The 17816-nt window shown below is 58.0% G+C and carries 15 protein-coding genes and 1 pseudogene; 8 read left to right on the forward strand and 8 right to left on the reverse strand.

Annotation, left to right across the window (positions count from 1 at the left end):
• Positions 1-212: 212 nt before the first annotated feature.
• Genes potA through potD form a run of 4 tightly spaced genes read left to right on the forward strand, consistent with a single transcriptional unit; the run spans position 213 to position 3996 of the window.
• Positions 213-1328 carry a spermidine/putrescine ABC transporter ATP-binding protein PotA gene (gene potA, locus K7H94_RS11125; RefSeq protein ID WP_058759491.1) on the forward strand — a complete coding sequence of 372 codons (1116 nt, stop codon included), beginning with the start codon at positions 213-215 and terminating at the stop codon, positions 1326-1328.
• Complete coding sequence (gene potB, locus K7H94_RS11130) at positions 1321-2172, forward strand: spermidine/putrescine ABC transporter permease PotB (protein WP_104092825.1); 852 nt, start codon at positions 1321-1323, stop codon at positions 2170-2172. Before potA ends, potB begins: the two co-directional genes overlap by 8 nt.
• Positions 2169-2942 (forward strand): spermidine/putrescine ABC transporter permease PotC, encoded by a 774-nt coding sequence (gene potC, locus K7H94_RS11135; RefSeq protein WP_222951045.1) that lies wholly within the window; start codon positions 2169-2171, stop codon positions 2940-2942. The genes potB and potC overlap by 4 nt, the downstream gene beginning before the upstream one ends.
• Positions 2943-2952: 10 nt before the next feature.
• Positions 2953-3996: a spermidine/putrescine ABC transporter substrate-binding protein PotD gene (potD, locus tag K7H94_RS11140; protein WP_222951046.1), complete on the forward strand. Its 1044-nt coding sequence runs from the start codon at positions 2953-2955 to the stop codon at positions 3994-3996.
• A gap of 223 nt (positions 3997-4219) precedes the next feature.
• Here the strand turns inward: potD and cobB are convergent, their stop codons facing one another.
• The 4 genes from cobB to lolC form a co-directional block, all read right to left on the reverse strand.
• The gene (gene cobB / locus K7H94_RS11145) at positions 4220-5053 is read right to left on the reverse strand and encodes a Sir2 family NAD+-dependent deacetylase (protein ID WP_010617227.1); all 834 of its coding nucleotides are present in this window, start codon (positions 5051-5053) and stop codon (positions 4220-4222) included.
• Between the two features lie 147 nt (positions 5054-5200).
• Positions 5201-6445 carry a lipoprotein-releasing ABC transporter permease subunit LolE gene (gene lolE, locus K7H94_RS11150; RefSeq protein ID WP_222951047.1) on the reverse strand — a complete coding sequence of 415 codons (1245 nt, stop codon included), beginning with the start codon at positions 6443-6445 and terminating at the stop codon, positions 5201-5203.
• The gene (gene lolD / locus K7H94_RS11155) at positions 6445-7146 is read right to left on the reverse strand and encodes a lipoprotein-releasing ABC transporter ATP-binding protein LolD (RefSeq protein ID WP_021506386.1); all 702 of its coding nucleotides are present in this window, start codon (positions 7144-7146) and stop codon (positions 6445-6447) included. Before lolD ends, lolE begins: the two co-directional genes overlap by 1 nt.
• A complete protein-coding gene (lolC, locus tag K7H94_RS11160; RefSeq protein ID WP_222951048.1) occupies positions 7139-8338 on the reverse strand; it encodes a lipoprotein-releasing ABC transporter permease subunit LolC in 1200 nt (399 codons plus the stop codon). Before lolC ends, lolD begins: the two co-directional genes overlap by 8 nt.
• Positions 8339-8586: 248 nt before the next feature.
• Here lolC and K7H94_RS11165 point away from each other — a divergent pair, with 248 nt between their 5' ends.
• From K7H94_RS11165 to K7H94_RS11180, 4 genes and pseudogenes are all read left to right on the forward strand, one after another.
• Positions 8587-8796 (forward strand): hypothetical protein, encoded by a 210-nt coding sequence (locus tag K7H94_RS11165; RefSeq protein ID WP_058759483.1) that lies wholly within the window; start codon positions 8587-8589, stop codon positions 8794-8796.
• Between the two features lie 186 nt (positions 8797-8982).
• Entirely contained in the window at positions 8983-12426 is a 3444-nt protein-coding gene (mfd, locus tag K7H94_RS11170) for a transcription-repair coupling factor (RefSeq protein WP_021506389.1), read from the forward strand.
• A gap of 102 nt (positions 12427-12528) precedes the next feature.
• Positions 12529-13229, forward strand: a pseudogene (locus K7H94_RS23300) (hypothetical protein).
• Positions 13226-13654 carry a hypothetical protein gene (locus K7H94_RS11180; RefSeq protein ID WP_222951049.1) on the forward strand — a complete coding sequence of 143 codons (429 nt, stop codon included), beginning with the start codon at positions 13226-13228 and terminating at the stop codon, positions 13652-13654. The pseudogene K7H94_RS23300 and the gene K7H94_RS11180 overlap by 4 nt, the downstream one beginning before the upstream one ends.
• A gap of 179 nt (positions 13655-13833) precedes the next feature.
• Here K7H94_RS11180 and K7H94_RS11185 read toward each other — a convergent pair whose 3' ends face one another.
• From K7H94_RS11185 to nagZ, 4 genes are all read right to left on the reverse strand, one after another.
• Positions 13834-14376: a glycine zipper 2TM domain-containing protein gene (locus tag K7H94_RS11185; protein WP_031279257.1), complete on the reverse strand. Its 543-nt coding sequence runs from the start codon at positions 14374-14376 to the stop codon at positions 13834-13836.
• Positions 14377-14670: 294 nt separating this feature from the next.
• Complete coding sequence (locus tag K7H94_RS11190; protein ID WP_031279261.1) at positions 14671-15975, reverse strand: NAD(P)/FAD-dependent oxidoreductase; 1305 nt, start codon at positions 15973-15975, stop codon at positions 14671-14673.
• 212 nt (positions 15976-16187) lie between these two features.
• Entirely contained in the window at positions 16188-16730 is a 543-nt protein-coding gene (gene ycfP / locus K7H94_RS11195) for an alpha/beta hydrolase YcfP (protein WP_021506392.1), read from the reverse strand.
• Between the two features lie 39 nt (positions 16731-16769).
• Positions 16770-17813 carry a beta-N-acetylhexosaminidase gene (nagZ, locus tag K7H94_RS11200; protein WP_222951050.1) on the reverse strand — a complete coding sequence of 348 codons (1044 nt, stop codon included), beginning with the start codon at positions 17811-17813 and terminating at the stop codon, positions 16770-16772.
• Positions 17814-17816 lie beyond the last annotated feature (3 nt).

The raw sequence follows: 17816 nt of genomic DNA on the forward strand, positions 1-17816 counted from the left end.
CTCAGCCCAATCGTGCGCTGAAATTCGCCCTGCCAGCCACCCGTCCGGCTGGCCCGGTGAGCATACTCCAGCAATTTGCAGACTTTTCAAGGTTATTCCGTGTCTGAACATGGCAATGGCGCATTTTTCAGGTATTATCGCGCCCTTCATCACGGCAAGCTGTCGCCGGCGGCTATGCTGTAACCTGATTCTCATCAGACTGAGTGACTATAATGACGCAAACACGCGCGCAACAGGCGCTGGTTACGCTTTCTGGCATCAGTAAAGCTTTCGATGGCAAAACCATCATCCCGGATTTCGACCTGACCATCGGTCATGGCGAATTTATCACCCTGCTTGGCCCCTCCGGCTGCGGTAAGACCACGATTCTGCGCCTGATCGCCGGGCTGGAAAACGCCGACAGCGGACGTATCCATCTGGATGAGAGCGACATCACTGAAACGCCCGCCGAGCATCGCCATATCAATACCGTGTTTCAGAGCTACGCGCTGTTTCCGCACATGTCGGTGTTTGAAAACGTCGCGTTTGGCCTGCGCATGCAGAAAACCCCGGCGGCAGAGCTGACGCAGCGCGTCAACGAGGCGCTGGCGATGGTGCAGCTGGAAAGCTTTGCCGCGCGCCGGCCGCACCAGCTCTCCGGCGGCCAGCAGCAGCGCGTGGCGATTGCGCGGGCGGTGGTCAACCGGCCCAAAGTGCTGCTGCTTGATGAGTCGCTCTCCGCGCTGGATTACAAACTGCGCCGCCAGATGCAAAACGAGCTGAAAGCGCTGCAGCGCAAGCTGGGCATCACGTTTGTGTTTGTCACGCACGATCAGGAAGAAGCGCTGACCATGTCCGATCGCATCGTGGTGATGCGCGACGGGCGTATTGAGCAGGACGGCACGCCGCGCGAGATCTACGAAGAGCCCGCTAACCTGTTTGTGGCGCGCTTCATTGGCGAAATCAATGTGTTTGATGCGGAAGTGATCGGCAGCGCGCACGCGCCGCAGGTACGCGCTCGCGTCGAAGGCCGCGAGTGTGATATTCACTGCCCGTTCCCGGTCAAACCCGGCGATCGGCTGCATGTACTGCTGCGACCGGAAGATTTGCGCGTCGAGGAGATTGATCACGACAGCCGCAGCGAAAACCTGATCGGCTATGTGCGCGAACGCAACTATAAAGGCATGACGCTGGAATCCACCGTCGAACTGGAGAACGGCAAGCTGCTCACCGTCAGCGAGTTCTTTAATGAGGACGATCCGGATTTTGACCACTCGCTGAACCAGAAAATGGCGGTCAGCTGGGTGCCAAACTGGGAGGTGGTGCTGCCGTATGAAACGGATGCGTAATCGTCTGCAGAAAGCCATTGTGGCACTGATCGTCGGCTGGCTGACGCTGTTTGTGTTGCTGCCGAATCTGATGATCTTCGTCACCAGCTTTCTGACGCGCGACGACGCGCACTTTGTCAGCATGGTGTTCACCCTGAACAACTATGGCCGGCTCCTCGATCCGCTGTATGCCGACGTGCTGCTGCACTCGCTCAACATGGCCTGCATCGCCACGCTGTGCTGCCTGCTGCTCGGCTACCCTTTTGCCTGGTGCCTGACCAGACTGCCGGCGCGTCTGCGTCCGCTGATGCTGTTTCTGCTGATTGTGCCCTTCTGGACCAACTCGCTGATCCGCATTTATGGTCTGAAAATTTTTCTCAGCACGCGCGGCTGGCTCAATGAATTTCTGCTGTGGCTCGGCGTCATCGACAAGCCGTTTCGCATCATGTTTACCCCGGAAGCGGTGATCCTCGGACTGATCTATATTCTGCTGCCATTTATGGTACTGCCGCTCTACTCCAGCCTTGAGAAGCTGGACAAATCCTGCCTGGAAGCGGCGCGCGATCTTGGTGCCAGCAGGCTACAGACCTTCATCCGTATCATTTTGCCGCTGACCCTGCCCGGTATCGTTGCCGGCGCGCTACTGGTATTTATCCCGGCGATGGGGTTGTTCTACGTAGCGGATTTAATGGGCGGAGCAAAGAACCTGTTGATCGGTAACGTAATCAAAAGCCAGTTCCTCAATATTCGTGACTGGCCGTTTGGTGCCGCCACCAGCATTGTCATGACGCTGCTGATGGGGCTGATGCTGCTGGTTTACTGGCGCGCAGCGCGTCTGCTGAATCACAAGGCGGCGTTGCAATGATGGCGCGCGGATTACGCTACGGCTTCATGGCCGTGATTTATGCCTGGTTCTACATTCCGATCATCATCCTGATCGTCAACTCCTTCAATGCCTCGCGCTTCGGCATCAACTGGCAGGGCTTCAGCACCCAGTGGTATCGCCTGCTGGTCAATAACGACAGCCTGATTCAGGCGGCGCAGCATTCGCTGATCATGGGCGTGCTGTCGGCCAGTTGCGCGACGCTGATCGGCTCGCTCACCGCCGTGGCGCTGTACCGCTACCGTTTTCGCGGCAAGCCGTTTGTCAGCGGTATGCTATTTGTGGTGATGATGTCGCCGGATATCGTAATGGCGATTTCGCTGCTGGTGCTGTTTATGCTGCTGGGGATTTCGCTCGGCTTCTGGTCGCTGCTGTTTTCCCACATCACTTTCTGCCTGCCATTTGTGGTGATTACCGTCTATTCGCGCCTGAAAGGCTTTGACGTGCGCATGCTGGAGGCGGCAAAAGATCTCGGCGCCAGCGAAATGACTATTCTGCGCAAGATTTTGCTGCCGCTGGCGCTGCCGGCAGTAGCCGCGGGCTGGCTGCTGAGTTTCACCCTGTCGATGGATGATGTGGTGGTGTCGTCATTTGTCACCGGTCCCGGTTTCGAAATTTTGCCGCTGAAAATTTATTCCATGGTGAAAGTGGGCGTGTCGCCGGAGGTGAACGCGCTGGCTACCATTTTGATGCTGCTGTCGCTGCTGCTGGTGGCAGTCAGTCAGCTGTTGCTGCGTGATAAAACCAAATAGAGGATAACCGATGAAAAAGTGGTCTCACTGGCTGGCGGCTGGGGCGCTGGCACTGGGTATGCAAAGCGCTCAGGCGGATGACAACAACACGCTTTACTTCTATAACTGGACCGAATATGTGCCACCCGGACTGCTGGAGCAGTTCACCAAAGAGACCGGCATCAAAGTGATTTATTCCACCTATGAATCCAATGAAAGCATGTACGCCAAGCTGAAAACCTGGAAAGCAGGCGCTTACGATCTGGTGGTGCCGTCGACCTACTTCATCGCCAAAATGCGCAACGAGGGCATGCTGCAGAAGATCGACAAGTCACAGCTGAGCAACTTCCGCAACCTCGATCCTGACCTGCTGAACAAGCCGTTTGATCCGAACAACGACTATTCCATTCCCTATATCTGGGGCGCAACCGCCATTGGCGTGAATACCGACGAGGTGGATCCAAAAACCCTGACCCAATGGGCCGATCTGTGGAAACCTCAGTATAAGCAGAGCCTGCTGCTGACCGATGACGCGCGTGAAGTGTTCCAGATGGCGCTGCGCAAGCTCGGCTACTCCGGTAATACGCAGGATCCAAAACAGATTGAAGCCGCCTATGAAGAGCTGAAAAAGCTGATGCCAAACGTACTGGCGTTCAACTCGGATAATCCCGGTAATCCGTTTATGGAAGGCGAAGTCAACGTCGGCATGATCTGGAATGGCTCCGCCTGGGTGGCGCGCCAGGCTGGCACGCCGCTGCAGATTATCTGGCCGAAAGAGGGCGGGATTTTCTGGATGGATAACCTGGCGATCCCGGCGAATGCGAAAAATAAAGCGGGCGCGCTGAAGCTGATTAACTTCCTGCTGCGCCCGGATGTGGCGGCTAAAGTGTCGGAAACCATCGGTTATCCGACGCCCAACCTGGCGGCAAGAAAGCTGCTGCCGCCCGACGTGGCCAGCGATCCGTCACTCTATCCGCCGGCTGAAGTGATCCAAAACGGTGAGTGGCAGAACGATGTCGGTGCCGCCAGCGTGCAGTACGAAACGCTGTTCCAGAAGCTGAAAGCGGGACGGTGAGGTTCTGAGGTGGAGGTTGTGCGGCCTGGCCCTCACCCTGCCCTCTCCCAGAGGGAGAGGGTTCATGCGTGCCGGGTTCAGCCTGTGGGAGAGGGTTCATTCGTGCTGGATTCGGCCTGTGGGAAAGACCGTACTGGATTCAGCCTGAGTTTCAGTCGGGCGCGTTTTTCCCCTTCTCCCGCCGGGAGAAGGCCGGGATGAGGGGAAACGCGCAGTACGCTGACTATTTATACAAGCCGCGCAAAAAAGTATGCACGAATTCGGGCACCACTTCGCTGGCTAAGCCGTAATGCGCTTCAGCGAATTCGTTACCGACCTGACTGGGGGCCAGATTCAGCTCCACGGTATGCGCACCCTGCAGTTTCGCTTCATGTACAAAGCCTGCCGCCGGGTAGACGTGGCCTGAGGTGCCAATGGCGATAAACAGATCGGCCTGTTCCAGCGCCTGATAAATCTCCTCCATGCCGAGCGGCATTTCACCAAACCACACCACGTGCGGACGCAGCCGCGACGGGAACTGGCAGCAGGTACAGCGATCGTCCGGACCGACGTCCTCTGTCCACGCCAGCACCTGACCGCTGTGCTCACAGCGCACCTTCAGTAACTCACCGTGCATATGCAGCACGCGCTGGCTGCCGGCGCGCTCGTGCAGGTTATCGATATTCTGCGTAACCAGCAGGAAATTATCGCCCAGCACCTGCTCCAGTTCGGCAAGCGCTTTGTGCGCCGCGTTAGGCTGGATTTCTGGCTGCTGCAGCTGACGCCGGCGCGCATTGTAGAAGCCCTGCACCAGCGCCGGATCGCGGCGAAAGCCTTCGGGCGTCGCCACATCTTCCACGCGATGCTCTTCCCACAGGCCATCTTCCGCGCGGAACGTGCGAATGCCGGATTCTGCCGAAATTCCGGCACCGGTCAGCACCACCACGTGCGGCTGTGGATGGGCGGCAAGTTCAACCTGACGATCGCGCTCAAAGATGCGCTGGCGAAAGCGCTGATGCACTTTGCGGCGGTTCTTTTTGTAGCGGGCGAGTCGAAGGCGGCGGCGCGGTTGGCGCATAAAGGCTCCTTAATCTGCGGCGCTGAACGCCGCGCTGCGGGTGTTTTCCGGGTTACTCAGACCCGATAATAGCGGCTGGGTATGACGGCTGCATGCCGCAGACGCTGAAAATGTGCGCAGCCGCGAAGGCGGCTGCGTGTTTTGTTTTTACTGACCGCTCAGCACGCGGGCAGGATCGATGCGGCTGGCGCGCCGCGCCGGATACCAGCTGGCAATCAGGCTCAGGCCAATCGCCGTTGCCAGCACGATGGCCACATCCAGCCAGTGCAGCTCGGACGGCAGAAAGTCGATAAAGTAGATATCGCCCGCCAGCAGCTGATGTCCGGTAAGTTGCTCCACTACGCGCATTACCGGCGTCAGATTGAGCGCCACCAGCACGCCAACCACCACACCGCTGACGCTGCCCAGCAGCCCGGCCAGCAGGCCATACCAGATAAAGATGGCACGAATCAGGCCGTCTTTCGCGCCCAGCGTGCGCAGCACGGCGATATCGCTGCTCTTGTCCTTCACCGCCATCACCAGCGTCGACACGATATTAAAGCAGGCCACGCCGATCACCAGCACCATCGCCAGATACATAATGGCGCGAATCATCTGGATATCACGATACATGTAGCCGTAAGTGCCAATCCAGCTGCGGATGGTGACATAGGAGTGCGTGGCTTCGCCGGCATCGCGCACCAGCTTCTGTGCCTGGAACGGATCGCTCATCTTCAGCGCAATGCCGCTGACGCTGTCACCCAAATCCAGATATTTTTGCGCATCGGCCAGCGGCACCAGCGCCAGACTGTGATCCAGCATGCCGCTCAGCTGCAGAATACCGCTCACCTGCAGACGAATGCGTTTTGGCTGCAGCAGTTTGTTCTCGCCATCATTATTCGGGATCATGATGGTGATCCAGTCGCCCTGCTTCACGTTGAGCGATCTGGCGATGCCTCCGCCCAGAATGATCTGCTGCTTGCCGGCGCTGAACTGCGACCAGGCATCACCGCTGACAAAATGCGGCAGCGCGCTAAGGCGCGGCTCCTGCTGCGGATCAACGCCCTTCACCTGCAGCGCCTGCAGCTTCGCACCGCTCTCAATCAATCCGGTAAAGTTAACGTAAGGCGCCGCTGCGGCGATGCCCGGCACCTGTTCGATGGGCGCAATCATCGGCTGCCAGTTGCGAAAGGGCTGGTTAACCGCCTCAATTTCGCCGTGCGGCACCACGGCCAGAATACGGTTGTTGAGCTCCCGCTCGAAACCGTTCATCGCGCTCAGCCCGATGATCAGCACCGCCACGCCAAGCGCAATGCCGATGGTCGAGATGATGGAGATCAGCGACACCATGCCGCCGCGCCGCCGGCCGCGGCTGAAGCGCAGCCCGAGCAGCAGGGATAAAGAGGACGCCATCAGATCGCTCCCAGCGTCAGGTGATCGCTCAGCTGGCCGTCGCGCATTTCCATCTGCCGGCTCAGGCGCTTCGCCAGGTTGAGGTCGTGCGTCACCACCAGAAACGCGGTGCCCTGCTGCACGTTGAGTTCGCCGAGCAGTTCAAAAATGGCGTCCGCGTTGCGCGCATCGAGGTTACCGGTAGGCTCATCGGCCATCACCAGCCGCGGCCGGTTCACCAGCGCCCTGGCAATCGCCACGCGCTGACGTTCACCGCCCGACAGCTCAGAAGGCCGGTGCGCCGCGCGCTTTTCCAGGCCAACCGCCGCCAGCATCTCGCGTGCGCGCGCTTCCGCTTCGGCTTTGCCGGTTTTGCCAATCAACAGCGGCATCGCTACGTTCTCCAGCGCGCTGAAGTCCGGCAGCAAATGGTGAAACTGATAAATGAAGCCGAGTTCCCGGTTGCGCAGCTCTGCTTTGGCCGCCGACGACATGGCGTTGAGCGATTTCCCGTCAAACACCACGTCACCGGAGGTCGGTGCATCCAGCCCGCCCAGCAGGTGCAGTAAGGTACTTTTGCCGGAGCCGGAGCTACCGACGATGGCCGTCAGTTCGCCCGGCTGCAGGCTAAAAGCCACATTGCGCAGCACATCGGTCTGCACGCTGCCTTCCTGATAGCGTTTGCACAGGTCACGACACTGCAACAAAGGGGTATTACTCATAACGTAAAGCCTCAGCGGGTTGAACGGCGGCAGCGCGCCATGACGGATAGAGGGTAGACAGCAGCGCCACGGCCATCGAGACCAGCGCAATGGTGATTACCTGCCAGACATTGATATCCACCGGCAGCGCGGCGCCATCAAGGAACAGGCCGATCACCGGCATTAAATTGTTGAGCTGGCTGGCCAGCAGCACGCCCAGCAGCGTACCGAGCAGCGCGCCGATAATACCGGCGCTGGCGCCCTGCACCATAAATACCGCGACGATTTGCCGCCGCGTTAAGCCCTGGGTTTGCAGGATCGCCACTTCCGCCTGCTTCTCCATGATAAGCAGGCCCAGCGAGGTAATGATATTGAAGGCGGCGACGGCAATAATCAGGCTGAGCAGCAGCCCCATCATGTTTTTCTCCATGCGCACCGCCTGGAACAGGTCGCCCTTGCGTTCGCGCCAGTCTTTCCACGTCAGCCCCTGCGGCAGCGACTGCTGGCTGAGCGCATCGACATTCAGCGGCTTATCCAGCCACAGGCGCCAGCCGGTAATGTTGCCGAGCGGATAGCGCATCACGCGCGAGGCGTCCTGCTGGTTCACCAGAATCTGATAGCCATCGACTTCGCTATTGGCCGCGTAGGTACCGGCAACGGTAAAGATGCGCTGGCTCGGCACGCGCCCCACTGGGGTAAACTGACTGACCGATGGCACCATCAGGCGCAGCTGATCGCCGCGCTTCACGCCCAGCTGCGAGGCCAGCAGTTCACCGAGAATGACTTTATACTGGCCCGGCTGCAGCACGCTCTGCTGGGTGTTGACCAGATAAGGCGTCAGCGGATCCGGCTCGTCAGGATTGATGCCCAGCATCACGCCCACCGACACGTTGCGCGCACTCTGCAACACCACATCGGCGGTGGTCAGCGGCGCGATCCGCGTCACACCCTGCAGTTTGAGATCCTGCGCGCGCATCTGCTGCGGATTGATGCTGCCGGTGTCGCTGGTCACCAGCGCCTGCGGCATCAGGCCGAGAATGTTGCCTTCCAGCTCGCGCTCAAAGCCGTTCATCACCGACAGCACCGTCACCAGTGCCAGCACGCCGAGCGTGATACCAATTGTCGAGAGCCAGGAGACGAAACGACCGAAACGGTCTGAAGCACGTCCACGCATGTAGCGTAAACCGATGAATAACGCGACTGGTTGATACATGAGATCCGTCTTGGCCGTTGCCCAAAATTAAGTAGAGCGATGATAAAGGAGCCGTCTGCTTTATGAAACCTCTAACCCGCTGAGTCAGTTGCAAAGTTGCGTCAAAATGCGTCCTCCTGCGCGACAATGCACAAAATTACGACAAAATAGTGACGCTATTAGTACGATTATTCGTCAGCAGGTGGGTTAGACTTAGCTTGCAGTACCGGTCTTCGCATCACAGTAAGCGCAGTACGGAGGTTCTTACCATGAGCAGGTTTCCTAAAGGCAGTATCGTTAAACATAAATCTGGCGAGATCAAAGGCGAAGTGGTCAATGTCTTTGAGCAGGGAAACGCGCTAACCGGTTATTATGTGAAGTGGGACGATGGCAACAACAGCTACCATGTCGAGCGCGAGCTGTCATGGGCCAATGTGGATCGTCCTCGCATGCACTACACACAGCAATCCAGTAAATAACGTGACGCGGCCAGGTCGCCATCAATGACGACCTGGCAACCGGCCATACTGGCGGCCCTTCAGGGTGCCGCTGAGGTAAGGTGCGCATTCATGCACCCTGACATAAACTCAGAAAGGAGAGATGATCCTCACGGCGGAATGTGGAATGATGACGCCCTGGAAACTGAGGAGAGAATGTCGGACCTTATGTCGGAACAGCGTCGTTATACCCTGCCTGCTAAAGCAGGCGACCATCGTCAGCTCGGTCAGCTGGTCGGCGCCGCGCAGGCGGTTGAGTGTGCCAGCATCACCGAACGCCACAGCGGTCCGGTGTTAATGATCACCCCGGATATGCAATCGGCCCTGCGGCTGCAGGAGGAGATCAGGCAGTTTACCGATCTGCCGGTCACCAATCTTGCTGACTGGGAAACACTGCCCTACGACAGCTTCTCGCCCCATCAGGACATTATTTCCGCCCGTCTTTCTACGCTGTACCAGCTGCCCACCCTGACGCGCGGCATGCTGATTCTGCCGGTCAATACGCTGATGCAGCGCGTTTGCCCGCACAGCTTCCTGCACGGCCATGCGCTGGTGATGCAGCAGGGCCAGAAACTGTCGCGCGATGCCCTGCGCGACCAGCTGGAGCAGGCCGGTTATCGCCATGTCGATCAGGTGATGGAGCATGGCGAGTACGCGACGCGCGGCGCGCTGCTAGACCTGTTCCCGATGGGCAGCGATCAGCCTTACCGCATCGATTTCTTTGATGATGAGATAGACAGCCTGCGCCTGTTTGACGTCGACTCACAGCGCACGCTGGAGGCGGTGAGCGCCATCAACCTGCTGCCGGCGCATGAATTTCCCACCGATAAAGCGGCCATTGAGCTGTTCCGCAGCCGCTGGCGTGAAACCTTCGACGTGCGGCGCGAACCCGAGCACGTCTATCAGCAGGTGAGCAAAGGCACGCTGCCGGCCGGGATTGAGTACTGGCAGCCGCTGTTTTTCGAGCAGGAACTGCCTACCCTGTTTAGCTATCTGCCCGCCAGCACGCTGGTGCTGAATAGCGGCGATCTGCACGCCAGCGCTGAGCGTTTCTGGCAGGATGCTAACGCACGCTATGAAAATCGCCGCATCGATCCTATGCGCCCGCTGCTGGAACCGGCCACGCTATGGCTGCGCCCGGATGCGCTGCTCAGCGAGCTGAAAAACTGGCCGCGCATGCAGCTCAGCGCTGAGACGCTGCCGGAGAAAGCTGCGAACAGTAATCTGGGTTATCAGCCATTGCCGGAGCTGACGGTGCAGGCGCAGGCCAAAGCGCCGCTCGATCTGCTGCGCCAGTTCCTCGAACAGTTTACCGGTCAGGTGATTTTCTCAGTAGAAAGCGAAGGTCGCCGCGAGAGCCTGCAGGAGCTGCTGTCCCGCATCAAACTGCGCCCGCAGCCGATTGATCGCTTCGAGCAGGCCGATGAGCAGCCGTACAGTCTGATGATTGGCGCCAGCGAGCGCGGTTTTATCGACACCCAGCGCCAGCGCGCGCTGATTTGCGAAAGCGATCTGCTCGGCGAGCGCGTCAGCCGGCGGCGTCAGGACAATCGCCGCACCATCAATCCGGATGTACTGATTCGTAACCTCGCCGAGCTGCACCCGGGCCAGCCGGTGGTGCATCTTGAACACGGTGTGGGCCGCTACATCGGCCTGACCACGCTGGAAGCCGGCGGTATCGTGGCTGAGTATCTGATGCTCTCCTATGCCGGCGATGCCAAACTTTACGTCCCGGTGTCATCGCTGCATCTGATCAGCCGTTACGCCGGCGGCGCCGATGAAAATGCGCCGCTGCACAAACTGGGCAGCGATGCCTGGTCACGCGCGCGCCAGAAAGCGGCGGAGAAAGTCCGTGACGTGGCCGCTGAGCTGCTGGATATCTATGCCCAGCGCGCGGCCAAGGCCGGCTTTGCCTTTAAGCACGACCGCGAGCAGTATCAGCTGTTCTGCGAAGGTTTCCCGTTTGAAACCACGCCGGATCAGGCGCAGGCAATTAACGCCGTGCTCAGCGATATGTGCCAGCCGCTGGCCATGGACCGCCTGGTGTGCGGCGATGTTGGCTTTGGTAAAACCGAAGTGGCGATGCGCGCTGCCTTCCTTGCGGTGGAGAACGGCAAACAGGTGGCGGTGCTGGTGCCAACTACCCTGCTGGCGCAGCAGCATTACGACAACTTCCGCGACCGCTTCGCCAACTGGCCGGTGCGCATTGAGATGCTGTCGCGCTTCCGCAGCGCCAAAGAGCAGGCGCAGGTGCTGGAGCAGGCCAGCGAGGGCAAAATTGATATTCTGATCGGCACCCACAAGCTGCTGATGAGCGATCTTAAGTGGCGCGATCTCGGTTTGCTGATCGTCGATGAAGAGCACCGTTTCGGCGTGCGTCACAAGGAACGCATCAAAGCGATGCGCGCTGACGTCGATATTCTGACGCTCACCGCAACGCCGATTCCGCGTACTCTGAACATGGCGATGAGCGGCATGCGCGATCTGTCGATTATCGCCACGCCACCGGCGCGCCGTCTGGCGGTGAAAACCTTCGTGCGCGAGTATGACAGCCTGGTGGTGCGCGAAGCGATCCTGCGTGAAGTGCTGCGCGGCGGCCAGGTTTACTATCTCTACAACGACGTCGAGAACATCGAGAAAGCAGCGCAGCGGCTGGCCGAGCTGGTGCCGGAAGCGCGCATCGCCATCGGCCACGGTCAGATGCGTGAGCGCGATCTGGAACGGGTGATGAACGATTTCCACCACCAGCGTTTCAACGTGCTGGTGTGCACCACCATCATCGAAACCGGGATCGATGTGCCGAGCGCCAATACCATCATCATTGAGCGCGCCGACCATTTCGGTCTGGCGCAGCTGCATCAGCTGCGTGGCCGCGTTGGCCGTTCACATCATCAGGCCTATGCCTGGCTGCTGACGCCGCACCCGAAAGCGATGACCACCGATGCCCAGAAGCGACTGGAAGCGATTGCCTCGCTGGAGGATCTGGGCGCTGGCTTTGCGCTGGCGACGCACGATCTGGAGATTCGCGGTGCCGGTGAGCTGCTGGGTGAAGATCAGAGCGGTCAGATGGAGACCATTGGCTTCACGCTCTACATGGAGCTGCTGGAAAACGCGGTGGATGCGCTGAAGGCCGGACGTGAACCGTCGCTGGAAGATCTCACCAGCAATCAGACCGAGATTGAGCTGCGCATGCCTGCCCTGTTGCCGGATGATTTTATTCCGGACGTCAATACGCGCCTGTCGCTGTATAAACGCATCGCCAGTGCGGCCGATGAACAGGAGTTGGCTGAGCTGAAAATTGAGATGATTGACCGCTTCGGCAAGCTGCCCGATGCCGCGCGTAACCTGCTGGACATCGCCGCGCTGCGTCTGGTGGCGCGCCAGCTGGGGCTGCGTAAAATCGAAGCCAGCGAAAAAGGCGGCTTCTTTGAGTTCGCGCCGCAAAATCAGGTCGATCCCGGCTGGCTGATCGGCCTGCTGCAGAAAGATGCGAAGCAGTGGAAGCTGGATGGCCCGACGCGACTGAAATTCACCCGCGATCTCAGCGAACGCAAAACGCGCATGGAATGGGTGCAGAATTTCGTCGCCGAACTGGCGAAGAACAGGGTTTAAGGAGCGAGCTCGCAAACTTAGCGGAAAAAATTAAATCACCGCTTGATCCTGTGATATCACAAGGATGGCATCACAGGATTTATTCATGGAAGGAGCTCAATGATGAGCAGGCGAGAGGATATTCTTGACGGCAGTAAAGCAGAAAGAAGTGCTTACGGCCTGGTTTACACAGAAGTATTGGGCTGGATAGATCTCGGTCACGCCCAGGGCAATGACATCAGACAGTTATGGGCGCAAATGCTGTGCGGCGAAGCACAGAGCGGCCTGACGTATGACGTTACCTATAAACAATCAATGGCTGGCCTCAAAAGGCGCCTGACTGTGGGAAAATCAATCACCCGGCGTCTCAAAAAGGTCTGTCATATCACCAAAAGCAAAGCATAGCTCTTGCCATGATGATGACGCTGGCGCGCAGGTTTGAAGGGCTGCAGAATTCTTTCCCTTTTAGCTGGGCTACTGACAGCGGATTCAGTGGCGAAGACCTTGTATTGGATCTCCTGGGTTTTTACCGGGTTGTGGCATGCATGAGCGGCATTTTCAGCCACCTGAAACCAGTGAGTCAGGCGGATGCATTAAGACGCTGGGACCATTATGGAAAAATTGGCTCCTGGAAAAACGAAACCTTTAAGCCACTGCTTTTCCCTGACCCTCTTCAATTCCCTAACGCCAAACCTCACTTTGGTCAGTTACCGATCTTCATGCGAAGCGTAACGCCCTATAATCGGTGGACATCAGAAGATGTTGGCATCATAGACCCGGACCGTGGCTTTATCCATTTTGGTAAGGGCATTTCAAAACTATGAAAAAATCGCTCAGGATTCTACTTTGCGTTCTCATTGCGTGTGTGGTCGGTATGGCCTATGGCTTGAATTATCTCCGTATGGAGTTTGCAGATAGCGCTAATTATACAGAGCACGACACGCTGGATTACGACTTTTATACGCCTGATTTACTCAAAAAGATGCCGCGCATTACTGATAACTATAGCTTTTATTACAGTAACGTATCAGGTCCTAACCCCGCACTGATTTTTCAGCTGAGGTTTATTGGCGCGACCAACGCAGATAAAATTAATGCGTTTATGAAAGAAAAGGGTTTCAAACAAAGCGAAGCGTGCAGTTTCGCAGGTGACTGCTGGACTGGCGACGATCCGCTTGTCACCGTATCGATTGAAATTGAGGAACAACCGCGCACAATTCTCGTTTCGATGGTAGATAAGCGAACCTGATTACCTCATAAACATGCCTGCCAACAGATAATAAGCCAGACCGGTAATAGCTGATGAAATTCGTTATGAGGTGTAAGCCCCGGATCTCTTTTCTTTACCCTGAATTAAAAAACCAACATAAAAAAAGCGCCTTGCGGCGCTTTTTTTTGTTACTGCTGCTGTGAAGTAGCTTTGCCCAATCAGGCCTGATTCGAATTCAGGATCAGCTGACCATTACGGTCGAGCGGGATGCGGGTGCCAGGGTCATTCTCCATACGGATTTTGCCCTGCTGGTCGCCTATTTTATAGGTCACGTCATAACCCAGCATTTTTTCCTGTTTATCGTACACGGTTTTGCAGCGCTGCTCGCTGGTGGTGTAAGTGTCACGATCCTGCAGCGCACCCTGTACCTGGTTACCGCCGTAGCCGCCTGCCAGCGCACCGGCTACGGTCGCGATATCCCGGCCGCGGCCACCACCGAACTGGTGACCAATCACCCCACCGGCCACGGCACCCAGTACGGAACCGGCGATGCGGTTCTCATCCTGCACCGGACGACGGTGCGTGAGGGTAACGTTGCGGCACTCCTGACGCGGTTGCTTGATGCTCTCTTTGATTGGGGTTGCCGAAAGCACCTGAGCATACTGCGGGCCACGATCAAACACATCCATGCTGGCGACGGCGGCCACGCCCAACGCTGCTGCTACGCCGATTCCAATACCCGCTAACATTGATTTATTCACAGGAATGTCCTCCTGAAGTTGTTACCGCGCATTCCTGCCGCAACCCGATCCCGGGTTACCGAGGCATAACCGGCGTGCGCGCCGCGCCGTGTTCGTTGGCATAAGTTTTACAGATGGTCCGAAAATGCAACATCAGATTAATGGAGGAAACGCAGCGGAAAGCCAGCAGGACCAGCTTTTAGGAGAGTTCTGAGCGGCAGTGTCATTGCGCCGTAACCTGGCGCTGATTGAACGGCAATCAGCCGGTTACGGCAGCCGGGCACGCAGCGGGCGGGGGTGACCGCCCGCCAGCGATCAATGCAGTTTGAGACGCGGACGCAGCACGCGGTTGAGGCTGCCGACCAGCATCATCAGACCGGTCTTGAAGTATCCATGGAGCGCAATCTGGTGCATACGGTACAAGGAGATGTAGACAAAACGCGCAATACGCCCTTCCACCATCATCGAACCGCGCATCAGGTTCCCCATCAGGCTGCCAACGGTACTGAAGCGGGACAGCGACACCAGCGAGCCGTGATCTTTATACACGTAGGCTTTGAGCGGCTTGCCTTTGCGCTGGGCGAGGATGTTTTCCAGCGCACGCGACGCCATCTGGTGCGCAGACTGCGCGCGCGGCGGTACGAATCCGCCGCCCGGCAGCGCGCAGGAGGCGCAGTCGCCGATGGCGTAAATATCGTCGTCCAGCGTGGTCTGCAGCGTCTCTTTGACCACCAGCTGATTAATGCGGTTGGTCTCCAGCCCGCCAATCTCTTTCATGAAGTCTGGCGCTTTAATACCGGCCGCCCATACCATCAGATCGGCTTCGATGAATTCGCCCCCTTTGGTATTCAGACCATTGGCTGCTGCGCTGGTGACCATGGTTTGCGTCAGTACGCGCACGCCAAGCTTGCTCAGCTCCTGGTGCGCCGCTGCGGAGATGCGCGGCGGCAGCGCAGGCAGAATACGCTCGCCGGCTTCCACCAGCGTGACGTTGAGCGCGCTGCTGTCGAGACCTTTATAGCCGTAGCTGTGCAATTGTTTCACTGCGTTATACAGTTCTGCCGACAGCTCGACGCCGGTCGCGCCGCCGCCGACAATGGCGATATTGACTTTCTGCAGCTGCCCTTCGCTGGCAGAGAAGCGCAGGAACAGGTTGAGCATCTCATTATGGAACCGACGCGCCTGATGCGGGTTGTCGAGGAAGATGCAGTGATCTTTCACGCCTGGCGTGCCGAAATCGTTCGAGGTGCTGCCCAGCGCCATCACCAGACGGTCATACGCCAGTTCGCGCTGCGGTACCAGTAGCCCACCCTCCGCGTCGCGGATCTCCGCCAGTTCAATGGTTTTTGTGTCGCGATTAATTTGCGTCAGCGAACCCAGCTGGAACTGGAAACCGTGGTTGCGCGCATGCGCCAGATAGCTGAGCGCATCAATACCTTCATCCATCGAACCGGTCGCCACTTCATGCAGCAGCGGTTTCCACAGATGGCTGTGGTTACGATCGACCAGGATGATCTCCGCCTTTTTTTTGCGGCCGAGTTTATGGCCGAGCTGTGTTGCCAGCTCCAGCCCTCCGGCACCGCCACCGACGATGACGATTTTTTCCATGCTTGTAGTCAATGAAGACCCCCTCAAAGTTGTAAACCAAAAGTTAATTAATGGTTATATAAAACCTTAATAAACATAGGGTTGGCGACATTTAATCGCGAGCTGAGGGCAGAATAGCACGGCATAATCATCCGGACATAAGAAAATTGATGTACATCAATCTTTGCACTGCATTATCAGAATGTTACACGTTTTGTGCGCCGCATCACACGGCGCAGCAGCACTCAGGCAAGGGTTTTGAACGCTTTGATGCGTTGCAGATGCGGGGCAATATTTTTGAATTTGTGGCTGGCCTCCTCGTCCCACACGATTTCGTAGTACGGGTGCAATGCGGCCGCGCTGCGCTGATTATCCAGCGCTTCATCGTGACGTGACAAAATGGTCAGGCAGCGGTCGCGGTTCTTTTCACGGAAGTTGCTGACGCATTTGGTGGCGATATCAAGATACTCTTCCGGCCGGTCGATCTTGCCTTCCATGTTTTCATCAGGAAACAGGTTGGGGTTGAATATCGCCTGGCGCATGCCGCAAAGGAAGCCGATGCGTTCTGCCCAGTAGCCGCCCAGGCCGACGCCACAAATCAACGGATGCGCATCGCTGCCCTGCTGGAGCAGTTTGTCGCACTCTTTCAGCAGAAACTGCATGTCGTGTTTCGGATGGCGGGTGCTGTAGCTAATAAGTCTGACGTCCGGGTCAATAAACTGCAGCTGCAGCACCTTTTCATGGTTGCCCGGACTGTTGGAATCAAAACCGTGCAGATAGATGATCATGATTATCCTCAGCGTGGAGTGAGATCCGGGCAGCGGCGATTATCTGCCCGACGCTTTGTGCGCCAGCCAGCGATCCTGCAGGTCACTGAGCTGACGGTGATTTTGCCGCCAGCGCTCGCTGGCCTGCAAACTCTGACGGTCAAAACGTCCCTGATGGTATAACTGCGTGACGCGCGTCGCCTGGATCGGCGTCAAATTATCCAGCACGCTCACCGCGCCAGCACGCTGATTGCACACCAGGATCATATCGCAGCCGGCATTCAGCGACTGCTGAGCCCGTTCCGCGTAGCTGCCCATCACCGCCGCGCCCTCCATCGACAGATCGTCTGAGAAGATCACCCCGTTGAAGCCCAGCTCCTGCCGCAGCACCGTTTGCAGCCAGTAAGGCGAACCACTGGCCGGCAGCGGGTCCACTTCAGTATAGATAACATGCGCGGGCATCACCGCATCCAGCAGCTGCTCATCAATCAGCTGCTGGAAGATTGCCATGTCGTGCTGGCGCAGCGTGGCCGCATCGCGCGTGTCGCGCGGTGTCTCTTTGTGCGAATCCGCGCTGACCGCGCCGTGGCCCGGGAAGTGCTTACCGGTGGTTTTCATGCCGGCTTCGTGCATGCCGTGGATAAACTGGCGCGCCATCTGCAGCGCAATCGCCGGATCGGCGTGGAAAGCGCGATCGCCGATGGCCGCGCTGATGTGGCCGATATCCAGCACCGGCGCAAAGCTGATATCGATGTCCATGGCGATCATCTCCGCCGCCATTTGCCAGCCGGCCTGCTGCGCCAGCTCGCTAGCACGCGCCATGTCGTGCATCGCGGCGAACGATTGCATCGCCGGCAGCTGAGTAAAACCGTCGCGGAAGCGCTGCACGCGCCCGCCTTCCTGATCGACCGCCACCAGCAGCCGGTTGCGCGACGCCGCGCGAATCTGGCGTACCAGCTCCGCCAGCTGCGCAACATCATGGAAGTTGCGGGCGAACAGGATCAGTCCGCCTGTCAGCGGATGTTGCAGAATTTCGCGCTCTTCGGCGTCCAGCTCGTAGCCTTCGACGTCCAGCATCAGCGGTCCGGGCGTTGTCATCGTCATGTT

It is taken from the genome of Pantoea dispersa (genome assembly GCF_019890955.1).
In the GTDB taxonomy this organism is placed as follows: Bacteria; Pseudomonadota; Gammaproteobacteria; order Enterobacterales; family Enterobacteriaceae; genus Pantoea; species Pantoea dispersa.